General features: G+C 66.8%; 8 protein-coding genes. 4 read left to right on the top strand and 4 right to left on the bottom strand.

Going from position 1 to position 11,670, the window contains the following annotated elements:
- The first annotated feature begins 170 nt into the window (after nt 1-170).
- Nucleotides 171-1,124, top strand: a complete 954-nt coding sequence (locus ACWF9G_RS07445; RefSeq protein WP_379311493.1) for a pyridoxal-phosphate dependent enzyme — start codon at nt 171-173, stop codon at nt 1,122-1,124.
- Between the two features lie 31 nt (nt 1,125-1,155).
- On the opposite strand, the gene ACWF9G_RS07440 is transcribed toward ACWF9G_RS07445, so the two are convergent.
- The 4 genes from ACWF9G_RS07440 to ACWF9G_RS07425 all read right to left on the bottom strand — a co-directional run bounded on the left by ACWF9G_RS07440 (nt 1,156) and on the right by ACWF9G_RS07425 (nt 5,626).
- Nucleotides 1,156-2,010 carry a class II glutamine amidotransferase gene (locus ACWF9G_RS07440; protein ID WP_452514383.1) on the bottom strand — a complete coding sequence of 285 codons (855 nt, stop codon included), beginning with the start codon at nt 2,008-2,010 and terminating at the stop codon, nt 1,156-1,158.
- A gap of 724 nt (nt 2,011-2,734) precedes the next feature.
- Nucleotides 2,735-3,070, bottom strand: a complete 336-nt coding sequence (locus ACWF9G_RS07435) for a YgaP family membrane protein (RefSeq protein ID WP_452514381.1) — start codon at nt 3,068-3,070, stop codon at nt 2,735-2,737.
- A 43-nt stretch (nt 3,071-3,113) separates the two neighbouring features.
- Nucleotides 3,114-3,383: a metal-sensitive transcriptional regulator gene (locus ACWF9G_RS07430; RefSeq protein ID WP_189027774.1), complete on the bottom strand. Its 270-nt coding sequence runs from the start codon at nt 3,381-3,383 to the stop codon at nt 3,114-3,116.
- A gap of 83 nt (nt 3,384-3,466) precedes the next feature.
- Nucleotides 3,467-5,626 carry an MMPL family transporter gene (locus tag ACWF9G_RS07425; RefSeq protein WP_452514378.1) on the bottom strand — a complete coding sequence of 720 codons (2,160 nt, stop codon included), beginning with the start codon at nt 5,624-5,626 and terminating at the stop codon, nt 3,467-3,469.
- A 123-nt stretch (nt 5,627-5,749) separates the two neighbouring features.
- On the opposite strand from ACWF9G_RS07425, the gene ACWF9G_RS07420 reads away from it, so the two are divergent.
- From ACWF9G_RS07420 to ACWF9G_RS07410, 3 genes are all read left to right on the top strand, one after another.
- Nucleotides 5,750-7,378, top strand: a complete 1,629-nt coding sequence (locus ACWF9G_RS07420; protein WP_452514406.1) for an FAD-dependent oxidoreductase — start codon at nt 5,750-5,752, stop codon at nt 7,376-7,378.
- Between the two features lie 282 nt (nt 7,379-7,660).
- Complete coding sequence (locus tag ACWF9G_RS07415; protein ID WP_452514376.1) at nt 7,661-9,091, top strand: FAD-dependent oxidoreductase; 1,431 nt, start codon at nt 7,661-7,663, stop codon at nt 9,089-9,091.
- Nucleotides 9,088-11,157, top strand: a complete 2,070-nt coding sequence (locus ACWF9G_RS07410; RefSeq protein ID WP_452514374.1) for an AAA family ATPase — start codon at nt 9,088-9,090, stop codon at nt 11,155-11,157. The genes ACWF9G_RS07415 and ACWF9G_RS07410 overlap by 4 nt, the downstream gene beginning before the upstream one ends.
- The last annotated feature ends 513 nt before the right edge of the window (nt 11,158-11,670 follow it).

Raw genomic sequence — 11,670 nt, 5'->3', positions numbered from 1 at the left:
GGGGCCGGGGGGGGGGGGGGGCGCGGGGGGCGGGGGGCGGGGTGGGGGGTCCGTCCGCCCAGCCGGGGGGGTGGTGCTGGCGCCCCCGGCCCCGCCCCCCACCCCCCGCCCCGGCTGGGGGGGGGGGGGGGCGCGCCCCCTCGGCGGTTGGTCCGGTCTTAAGGTGAAACATGCTCAATCCGACCTATGACGACGTCGAGGCCGCCGCGGCTCGCGTCATCGGGATCGTCCGGCCGCTCACCGTCATCGCCGCCGACCCAGACCTGGTGCCCGGGGTGCAGGCCTATCTGGCTCTCGAATTCCTCCAGCACACCGGATCGTTCAAAGCCCGCGGCGCGGTCAATCTGGTTGCCGCGCTCGTGCATTCGGGTGTCATGCCCGCTGCAGGACTCGTCACCGCCACCGGTCTCAACGCTGACCTCGGATTCGCCTGGGCCGCACAGCGATTCGGCGTTCCGATCACCGCGTTCCTGGCGGTGACTGCGCCCGAAGCGAAGGCCGCCAGGCTGCGCGGCTACGGCGCGGAGGTCCGGGTGGGCGGCGCCACCCAGGCCGACGCGCAGCGGGCGGCACGGACCTTCATGGCGCGGTCCGGCGCCCTCGACGCCTATACCCACGACGACCTGCTCACCTCCGCGGGTGCGGGCACGATCCTGCTCGAGCTTGCCGCCGCCGTCCCCGATCTGGACACCGTGGTGGTCGCGGTGGGCGCGGGCGGCATGTTCTCCGGCATCACCGCCGCCGCCGACAGCCGCGGCGTCCGCGTGGTCGGGGCCGAGCCCGAAGGCAGCAGGGCTCTGCACGCCGCGCTCGCCGCGGGTACCGTGCTCGACGTCGAGATCGATTCCGTCGCAGCTGATTCCCTCGGCGCGCTCCGGGTCTGGGCCGCGGCGTTGGCGTGGGCCCGCGCCGCCGACGTGCATGCCGTCATCGTCGACGATCCCACCATCATCGCCACCCGCCGCCTGCTCTGGGACCGCCACCGCATCGCCGTCGAACACGGCGCGGCCACCGGCCTCGCGGCAGTCCGCGCGGGCAGCTATCGCCCGCACCCCGGCGAACGCGTCGCCTTCGTCCTCTGTGGCGCCAACACCGACCCCGCCGACCTCATGGCGACGGTGTAGTCGCTCGCTGTTGCCGCCGAACGCGAGTGGGTCAGCGATGCAGTTGGGATGCGGCGGCCTCGGCGCTGAGGTCGGACAGCGAGAGCGGATGCGCCGGGGGCTTGTCGAGGATCATGGTGCGGTGGACGCGCAGGTCCTTGTCGATGTGGAGGAGTTCGCCGGAGGGCATGAGCTGCCAGCCGGGATCGTCGTCCATCGGCTCGCTGGCCACGACCACGGTTGGTGTGCGGGCCGGATCGGCCGACCGGACGTGCATGGTTCCTGCGGTGCCTCGGTGCGCCAGGTGCTCGCCGGGTTCGCGTTCCAGCACGTAGAGGTCGTGCGTGGCGGGGTAGCGCAGCGCCCACAATTCGGTGGCGGTGGTCAGCAGCATGTTGATCGCGAAGATCGGCAACTGGTCGGCGATCCAGTGCGCGGCGTCGGTGATTCCGGCGGTGACGTCCCCGCGGTGGGCGTCGACGTGTTTGGTGATCAGCGCGAAGAACCGTTCCGAATCGGTGTCGCCGCCGACCAGCTCGCGGTACCGGCCGAGTTCCTCGTCGAGCCGCGCGAGGTCCTCGATGACGCCGTTGTGCGCGAAGATTCGCCCCTGCTCGGTGAACGGGTGGGTGTTGTTCGCGGTGCGTGCGCCGGTGGACGCGTGCCGGACGTGCGCGAGGAAGGTCACCGACTCGCGGTGCTTGGCTTCCACGGCGAACTGCCGGTCCTCGTACGCGGCCAGTGGCTGCTTCTCGACCAGCGCTCGCCCCGCGGTGTCGAAGGTGCCGAGCCCGGTGCCGTCCGGATTCGTCTCGCTCTGGTGATCCAGGCTGTCGGCCGCGTCGAGAAGCCAGAAGCTCGCCTTGACCCGCTGCGGTGCGGCGGTCATTCCGAAAAGTCGACACATGATGGCCTCATCCCTGCGCCGGTCGCATCGAATGATCGTGCCCATGACGACTCGAGCCTAGCGCGGGCAGGCACACTCGCCCCTGAGAACGCGAACGCCGGGCGGAGCCGATGCTCCACCCGGCGTCCCGGCGGCCGACAGGTCTAGGCCGTGTTTCGGAAGTGAGTGGCTGGTGTGCGCTGCTGCGCGGTGAACACCAGAGGTGATTGAAAGGTGTTGTCGGCGTTGGTGTGCCGGTAGCCGGGTGGGCGAGGTCTCCGGTATGTAGTTCAGCGACCACAGCTCGCGCGCGAACCGCTCCTACCTGCGCCGACGAGCGATCACCGCGACGATCCCGGTCAAGGCGGACCAGGCCGCCAATCGGCGCAAGAAAGGTTCTGCCGGTGGAAGACCACCGGCGTTCGACGCCGAGCGATACAAACAGCGTCATGCGGTCGAGTGCGGAATCGGTGCGCTGAAGGAAAACCGGGGCCGTCGCAACACGGTTCGACAAGCTCGCCGTCCGCTACCAAGCTGTCCTGCACATCGCTGCCATCAACCAATGGCTACGACACAGGTGAGGGCGGGCATCCGCCCGCCCTCACCACTTCTAAAACACGGTCTAGTCGAGATCCTGCTCCGCCACGCCGCCCCCGTCATCCCTCACCCGGCGGGCACGGCGTTCAAGACTACAACTTCGCCAAGTATCGCGCCGATGCCGACCGAGTGCCGCGCACGACCTGTACTACGAATCGCCAATCGCCAATCGCTCGGAGCGCTGGATCGCGGCCTGCATGCCGGTGGCGAACTCCCGGCGCGCGATCTCCGGGTCGGCCTGCGCGCGCAGTGTCGGGCAGCTGGCGGAGGTGGCCGGAACTCCGGCGCGCCGCAGCAGCAGTGTCGCGGGGCACCAGCCGACGGCGCTGTAGAACAGCAGATTCGCGCCGACGAAACCGGTGAAGATCAGCCACCACTGCGAAAACGTGACCGCGAGAAGGACGCTGATCAGAACGAAGGCGCCTGCGAGTAGCGGCACGAGGCGCTCGATCGACCAGCCCTGGTGTCGGGGGAGATTCGCCATGGGCAATTCATCCAATCATGGTGCTCGCCTGCGCATTGTGTGATCAGGCGAGGGCGAGGAAGAGCTTTTCCAGCTCGGCTTCGGTCATCGGTTCGGAGCCGTCGGCGGTGTCTCCGGTCAGGCATTCCCGCAAGCCGGTCGCGACGATCTTGAACCCGGCGCGATCGAGGGCGCGCGAAACGGCGGCGAGCTGGGTGACGACATCCTTGCAGTCGCGGCCCTGTTCGATCATCGAGATGACGCCGGCGAGCTGTCCGTTCGCACGGCGAAGGCGGTTGAGGACCTGGGCGATAGTCTCTTCGTTGCCGACCATGGTGGTGCCTTTCTGTGTGGTTCACCCAGTATACCCCTGGGGGTATCCATGGGCCCGCCGGCGGCGAGCCCATGGATGTGATCTCAGTGGTGGGCGAAGCTGATGGAGGGGAGAACCTTGCGCAGCCAAGCGGGGGACCACCACGCGGCGTGGCCGGTCAAGCGCAGCAGCACGGGCAGGAGCACCAGCCGGACCGCGAAGGCGTCGAGCAGCACCGCCACGCCGAGGATGATTCCCATCTCCTTGGGTGGCAGCGGCTCGGCGAGTGCGAAGGTGAAGAACACCGCGACCATGACCGCCGCGGCGGCGAAGATCACCCGGCCGGAATGGGCCATCCCGTCGACCTGCGCGATCTTGGGGTCACCGGAATGTTCGTAGTGCTCCTTGGCGGTCGCCAGCAGGAACACCGTGTAGTCCATCGCGATGGCGAAGATCATCGCGAAGAAGAACACCGGCCCCCAACCGTCGAGGAACCCTTGCGGGGTGAATCCGAGCAGGCCCGCACCGTGGCCGTCCTGGAAGATCAGGCGCGCGACCCCGAACGCCGCGGCGGTCGACAGCAGACTGACCACGGTACCCAGCACGGCGATCACCGGTGCCTGGAGTGCGATCAGCAACAGTGCGAAGCCCAGCACCAGGATGATTCCGACGATGATCGGCAGGTATTTGTCCAGGGCGTCCTGCAGATCCAGGTTCTCGGCGGGAGCGCCGCCTGCCAGCGCGCCGGCCGGCATGGTGTCACGCAGGTCGTCCAGGATGTCGCCCATTCGCTCGTCCGAAGGGTCGACCTCGGGCAGTGCCTGCATCATGACCAGGCCGCTACCGTCGATCGCGGGCTGGGCGGGGGTGACCATGCGGATGCCGTCGACGGTCTTGGCGGCTTCGGCGACCTGTGTGGCCTCACCTGCCGGGGCGATGATCTGGATCATGCCCGGCGCGCCCTTGCCCATCTGGGCCTGCACGAGTTCGTAGCCTTGCCGGACCGGCGCGTCATCGGGCACGACCTGGATCGAGGGCATCGCCACCTCGAGGCCGATGACAGGCACCGACAGCGCGATCAACACCAGCAGTGCGCCGATGGCGAACGGCCAGGGCTTGTCGTGCAGCAGCTTGCCCCACGCCTCGAATCGCGGTGAGCGGTGCTGCTGGCGCTTGGCGTACGGCAGTGCGCCCGCGTTGACCTTGCTGCCCAGGGCACCCAGTGCCGCCGGCAGCAGCGTCATGGTGGCGAGCAGAACGAATGTGACCGCGAACATGATGCCGACAGCCATGGTGCGCACGGCTGGTGCCGGCACGATCAGCACGGCCGACAGGCTGACCAAGACGGTGAGTCCGGACAGCACAACGGCCTTCCCGGCCGTGTCCATGGTCTCGGCGACGGCCGCTCTGGAATTCGGTGCGGTGGTGAGCGCGTCACGGAAACGGGCAACGATGAACAGCGCGTAGTCGATGCCCAGCGCGAGGGCGAACATCATCGCGAAGTTCATGGCCCACACCGAGATCGGGGTGACCTGGTTCAGCAGGACCAATCCGCCCGCGGACGCGATCAGCCCTGCCAGGGTCAGCAGGAGCGGCAGCCCGGCGGCGACCATCGACCCGAAGGCCAGCACCATGATCGCCAATGTGACCGGCCACGAGAACAACTCGGCCTTGATCATGGCGTCATGGTTGGCCTTGTTGAAGTCGCTCCACAGCGCTGAGGCGCCGGTCGGGTAGACGTCGATCCCGTCCCCCGATACCGCGGTGAGCGCTTCCTTGTGTTCGTCGACGGCTTTGACCATGTCGTCGGTGGAGGCGTTGGCGCCGGCGATGAGAATGCCGGTGTGTCCGTCCGGGCTGATGGACATCCCGGGCTGTGGAGCGATCACCTCGCCGAAGCGGGAATCCCCTTCGAACACGGTGCCGATCTCGTCGAGAGCCTGCTGAACTTGTGGACTGTCGACGGTGTGGACGTCGGAATGGACGACGACCTGCACCGCCGCCGAGGAATTGCCTCCGAAGTGCTGCTGCGCCAGCTCGCGCACGCGCACCGATTCCGAACCGTTGGCCTGCCAGCCAGCCCCTGCGAGCGAGTCGAACACGCTCGGTGCGGCGGAGCCGAGGGCGACCAGCAGTACGAGCCACACGCCGACAACGAGCTTGGACCGGCCCGCCATCGTCGCGCCGAGCCGGCCCAGAATACCGCCGGATATACCCGGCGGTTCCGTGCTTCGACCTGGGGAAACCGTCAGAGATGCGCTCATCATTTTTCCTTTCATACCCCGGGGGGTATATTGGCTGTCGAATCCAAAGATACCCCCGGGGGTATAAAAATCGGAAGAGTGGCATGCGGCACACGCCGTGCCGAGACCGCTGGGAGGCACGAGATGAGAGTTGTGATCGTTGGTGGGGTTGCCGGAGGGATGTCGGCAGCCACCCGTTTGCGCCGACTGGATGAATCGGCCGAGATCGTCGTTCTCGAACGTGGCGATCACGTCTCGTTCGCGAACTGCGGTCTGCCCTACTACGTCGGCGGCGTGATCCCGAAGCGGGAATCGCTGCTGCTGCAGACCCCGAAGGCGCTCTCCGCGCGGTTTCGCCTGGACGTGCGAGTGCGGCATGAAGTCGTCGCGGTGGATCCGGTCGCACGGACGGTGATCGTCCATGAGGTGGATACGGCGCGCGAGTATGTCGAATCCTTCGATGAGCTGGTGTTGAGTACCGGTGCGTCAGCGGTTGTGCCGCCCATACCCGGGGTGGGACGCGCGCTGGTGTTACGGGATGTCGAGGATGTCGACCGCATGGCCGAAGCGGTGGCCGACGTGCGGTCGGCGGTCGTCGTCGGTGCCGGCTTCATCGGCGTCGAGCTGGCCGAAAACCTGGTGCGGCGGGGAATCGCGACCACGGTGGTAGAACGCGGCACGCAGGTGCTGGCGCCGCTGGATGTCGAGATGGCCGCGCCGGTCGCTGCCGAGATGCGGAAGCACGGGATCCGTCTGGAGCTGGGAGCGGAGGTGGCGAGCATCGAAGCCGATACCGTGACGCTGTCCGACGGGCGAGAGGTACCGGCGGAGCTGGTCGTGATGGCGATCGGGGTCCGCCCGGAAAGCGGTCTCGCTCGGGAGGCCGGGATCGACATCGGTTCCGGTGGTGGCATCGTGGTCGATGACCGCTTGCGGACATCGGCGCCAGGGATCTACGCGGTCGGCGATGTGGTGGAGAAGAAGGACGCGGTGTCGGGCCGGTCCACACTGATGCCGCTGGCCAATGCGGCCAATCGGCAGGGCAGGCTCGTGGCCGACGTCATCGCGGGGTTGCCCGTCGTGGATCCACCAGCCCAGGGCACTGCCATCCTGGGCGTCTTCGATCTCACCGCGGCGATGACCGGCTGGAGCGAGAAGCGGCTGTCGGCTGCCAGCCGCCCCTTCCGGGTTCTGCATACGCACCCGCTCTCGCACGCCGGGTACTATCCGGATGCCCGGGCCATGTCGGTGAAACTGCTGGTGGAGCCCGAAACCGACCGAATTCTGGGAGCCCAGGCGGTCGGCGGTGATGGTGTCGACAAGCGCATCGATGTGCTGGCTACCGCGATGGCGGGCGGTATCACGGCATCGCGGCTGATGGACTTGGAGCTGGCGTACGCGCCCGCGTTCGGTTCGGCCAAGGACCCGGTGAACATGCTCGGCTACATGGCCGACAATCTGCGCATCGGAGGACTCCGCACGGCGCAGTGGTACGAAGTCGACGACGCGATAGCCACAGGTTCGCAGGCGGTCGATGTGCGGTCGGCGGAAGAGTTCGCCGCGGGTTCGATCCCAGGCTCGCTCAACATCCCGCTCGACGAACTGCGCGATCGTGCGAAAGAGATCGCTGACGGTCCGGTCCTGGTCTTTTGCCAGGTCGGCCAGCGTGGAAACAGTGCGACGCGGCTGTTGACCCAGCTCGGGCGCGACGCGGTCAATCTCGACGGTGGGTATCGAACCTGGCGCGACGCCACCGCAGAACAACGTCGGTAGATCCGGTCCGAGATCCGCCGACGCCAACCGAAAGGAACGACACATGTGTCAACGAATCACCTGTCGCACATGCGGCAAGCCCAGCTACAGCGGATGCGGTAGCCATGTCGAGCAGGTGCTCGGCAATGTGCCGAAATCGCAACGCTGTTCCTGCGCTGCGGACTCGCCACCGCGGAAGTGGTGTGCGCTTGCTCAGTGATAGATGAGCAGTGAAATGGACTGGTAACCGAGCAATCGAATGCCGCAGGCTCGCACCATCGTCGAAACTTCAGGAGGTGGGCGATGGTTCGCAGAGGTGAACATGCGGTAGTGCTGGGCGCGAGCATGGCAGGGTTGCTCGCGGCACGAGTGCTGGCCGATTTCTACGACCGGGTGACAGTGGTGGAACGAGATCGGCTCGGCGCCGGATACGAGCCACGCAGGGGAGTACCGCAGGGCAAGCATGTGCACGCGTTGCTGCCGAGTGGATCCGAGGCACTGGAGGTGCTGTTTCCAGGTTTGCTCGCCGACCTGGTGTCGGGTGGTACCAAGGTCGTCGAGGACTACACGGAGTTCTATTTCTCGATAGCGGGCAACCGTCTCTCGTCCGCCGTGCAGCCGCGCGTCCTGACCTATTTGCCGACCAGGAGCCGTTTGGAAGGGTATGTGCGGGACCGAGTTCGGGCGTTGCCGAGGGTGAAGATCGCCGACGGCAACGACGTGGTCGGTCTGGTTTCGGATGAAACACGCAGGCGGGTGATCGGTGTCCGGGTCATGGCTCGGGCAGCGGGGAGCGCGGAGGAAGTCCTGTCTGCTGATCTTGTCGTGGACGCGATGGGACGCGGTACGCGGACCCCGACGTGGCTGAGCGGACTCGGCTACGAAATGCCTGCCGAGGAATCGGTTTCGGTCCATATGGGCTACTCCAGCCTGTTCGTGCGGCTGCAACCCGGCACCGAGCCGGAGAAGTTGGTGTTGATCGGTCCGGCGCCGGACCGACCGATAGGGATGGCGTTGTTCGCGACCGAGGACGACACCTGGCTGTTCACCGCGACGGGATACCGGGGCCATCACCCGAGTACGAGTTTCGATGAGATGGTCGACGGCATCGCGACGTTCGCCCCGCCGCACGTGGTCGGCGCGCTGCGTCACGCGGAGCCGCTGTCAGAGGTGGCGACATACCGCTACGACGCCAACCGCCGGCGCCGCTACGACCGGTTGAGTAGATTCCCGCAGGGGTTGATCGTGTTCGGGGATGCGATGTGTGGATTCAATCCCATCTACGCCCAAGGCATGTCGGTTGCCGCGCTGCAGGCCACGGCGCTGCGCGATTGTTTGCGTGTGAGCGGTGACGATGTGGAACGCCGCTTCTTCCGCGCTGCCGCCGCGCCGGTCGGTGTCGCGTGGCGTTTGGCTGTCGGTGCAGATCTGACGCAGCCACTGGTCGAAGGTGCGCGACCACTCCAGATCCGACTGGTCAATCGGTACGTCCGCCACGTACTCGAAGTGGGCAGACACGATCCGGTGGTGGCCACGCAGTTCCTGTTGGTCTCGGCGTTGCTCGACCATCCGGCGCGGCTGCTGCGGCCCGAGATCATCGTACGGGTTCTGCGCGGGATGGCTCGATCGGAGCGTATCGAGGAAGGGTCGGCGGAGAGAGTTTCCGGTCCGTTGAGTACCGGTGTCGGCAAAGGCGAACACAGCGGATGCGGAGCTGATACACATGGCCGGTGAATAGCCCCTCAGAGCAGTGGAGAACCCTCGCCGACCGGCTCCGGCTGGCCCGTCGGCGCCGGTTCGTCGGACGCGCGGGTGAAGTCGAGCTGTTCCTGTCGGCGCTCGATTCGGACGAGCCGCCCTTCTCGGTGATGTTCATCTACGGGCCGGGTGGAGTCGGCAAGACGGCACTGCTCGCTGAATTGCTGGAGGTGGCTGAGCACGCCGGACGTGGCACGATGCGGGTCGACGGACGCAACATAGAGCCGTCGCCCGCAGCGTTCCACGCGGCGATGTCCGAGCCCGAGGACCGATCGGCCCAGGCGACGTCGGTGCTGGTCATCGACACCTTCGAACGCTTTGCGCCGTTGGAGGATTGGCTACGTGAGACGTTTCTGCCCGGCTTGGCGACCAACGTACTGGTCGTGATCGCCGGTCGGCATCCACCCGCCCGGGAGTGGTTGAGCGACCCCGGCTGGCGGGAACTGCTGCGCGTGGTCTCGCTGCGGAATCTGGCACCCGATGACGCCCGAACCTACCTTCGGGTCGCGGAGGTACCCGAAGACAAGCACGAACGGATGTTGGCGCTCACCCATGGCCATCCGCTGGCCCTGTCGCTCCTTGTCGATCTGCTGGCCCAGACCGCGGGCGAGTTGCCTGCCACATTGGTCGACGCGCCGGACGCGGTGCGGGCTCTGCTCGCGCGGTTCGTCGAATCCGTGCCGAGCAAACGTCATCGGGCGGCGCTCGAGGTGTGCGCCCACGTACGGTTCACCACCGAGGCGCTGCTGCGGGCCGCGCTCGGCGAACCCGACTGCTCGGAAGTGTTCGGATGGTTGTGCGAGCTCGCGATCATCGAACGCGGACCACTCGGGCTCGCTCCGCACGATATCGCCCGCGACGTCCTCGACGCGGATCTACGCTGGCGCGATCCGGAGTCCTATCTCGAGGTGCATCGCCGCGTTCGCGGGCACCTCATCGAATTGCTCGACACCGCAGCCGAACACGGTCGGTGGCCGGTCGCGGACCTGGTGTTCCTGCATCGGCACAACCCGACGATCTCCGCGTATTGGGATTGGTCGAGTTTCGGCCGGTCCTTCCCCGACCGATACCGCCCAGCGTATCGAGAATCGATCTTGGCGATGACGAAACGACACCAGGGGCCCGAACAGGCCGAGCTGGTCGAATTCTGGCTCGCCCGCCAGCCCGAACAATTCGTCGTCGTCCAGGGCCCCGGCACAGAACCGATCGGCTACTTCTGCCGGCTGGCACTGCACGAGGCGACCGAGGCCGACCTGGCCACCGACCCCGGCACGCGCGCGATGTGGGACTACGCGACCCGGTATGGCCGACCACGACCGGGCGAGCCGGTGCACGCGGGCCGATTCCTCGTCGACGCAGAACTGAACCAGCTCCCGTCGCCGACGATCAATGTGGTCACGGCCCGCTCGACCCAAAACTGGCTGTCGCAACCAGATCTGACCTGGGAATTCATCGGCGCCTTCGCGGACTTCGACGCATGGGAACCGTTTATGCACCACATCGACTTCCATCGCGCGCAAGAAGCCGGATACGAGGTCGGCGGACAGCGCTACGCGGTATACGCACACGACTGGCGACGTGTGGGTATCGCCGAATGGCTCGACCTGACCAATGACCGGGTCGTCGGCATGGATATCGAGCGACCCGCGCCACCGGTACCCGAACTCGTTCTGTCCCAGCCCGAGTTCGCCGACGCGGTTCGATCGGCGTTGCGTGAGCTCGGACGCGGAGGTCGACTCGAACGAAGCCCGTTGCTGCGCTCCAAGGTTGTGCGGGGTCGGCCGGGGTCGGCCACGGGCGTCACGCTACGGGAGCTGCTCACCACGATTATCGAGTCACTGCGAGACGACGCCCGCGGCGAGAAGCTCTACCGTGTACTAGACCGCACCTACCTACGACCGGCGCCCACCCAGGAACGCGCCGCCGAGCTACTCGGACTGCCCTTTTCCACCTACCGCCGTCATCTCACTCGGGCCGTGGAGCGCGTGATCGAAAAGATGTGGGAGATCGAGCTCTATGGTGCCGGGTCACTCGACCGATGACCCGATGAAATCTCGTTGACTTGCAATGGCAGGTGTTCGATCCTAGGGCCGCCGCATCCGCCGTCACTCCCTCGGCCCTCTTCCGGTCGTAGACACCGAGTTCGGTGAGGGTTTCGTCGCCCGTGTCGACCTGGCGCAGGGTGTGGGGCATCGCGCGGGCGGCGTCGTTGGGCAACGCTTGTCGACGAGCCGTTTGCCGCTCGGATCGAGACCAACTCGCCCCGGTCAAGAAGCGCCTGTCAGCGGCGATCACCCCGATGGTCCATTCATAGCCACCGGGTATCGAGTCCGGGTAGTCTTCTTCGAGCATGTCGTTGATCGTCTACGCAGTTAGCCGTGTTGGGATGTGCGGATGAGTTCGACCCGTTCGTGGCAGCCGCTGACGTTCGCGCTGGTCGCTGCCCATGGCGATGCCGGCCATGCCGACCGACCCGAACCAACCGGTGAGCCCGCAAAATATGCGCACCGGTTTCCCCGTGACCGGGCCCGGATGGCGGGCCGACATCACAGCTG

The organism is Nocardia sp. NPDC055029 (genome assembly GCF_053608525.1).
This window is presented reverse-complemented; position numbering and strand designations above follow the sequence as displayed.

Excerpts from the sequence above, each read along its gene's own strand:
- ACWF9G_RS07445 (WP_379311493.1), top strand. The coding sequence starts at position 171 with ATGCTCAATCCGACCTATGACGACGTCGAGGCCGCCGCGGCTCGCGTC.
- ACWF9G_RS07440 (WP_452514383.1), bottom strand. The coding sequence starts at position 2,010 with ATGTGTCGACTTTTCGGAATGACCGCCGCACCGCAGCGGGTCAAGGCG.
- ACWF9G_RS07435 (WP_452514381.1), bottom strand. The coding sequence starts at position 3,070 with ATGGCGAATCTCCCCCGACACCAGGGCTGGTCGATCGAGCGCCTCGTG.
- ACWF9G_RS07430 (WP_189027774.1), bottom strand. The coding sequence starts at position 3,383 with ATGGTCGGCAACGAAGAGACTATCGCCCAGGTCCTCAACCGCCTTCGC.
- ACWF9G_RS07425 (WP_452514378.1), bottom strand. The coding sequence starts at position 5,626 with ATGAGCGCATCTCTGACGGTTTCCCCAGGTCGAAGCACGGAACCGCCG.
- ACWF9G_RS07420 (WP_452514406.1), top strand. The coding sequence starts at position 5,750 with ATGAGAGTTGTGATCGTTGGTGGGGTTGCCGGAGGGATGTCGGCAGCC.
- ACWF9G_RS07415 (WP_452514376.1), top strand. The coding sequence starts at position 7,661 with ATGGTTCGCAGAGGTGAACATGCGGTAGTGCTGGGCGCGAGCATGGCA.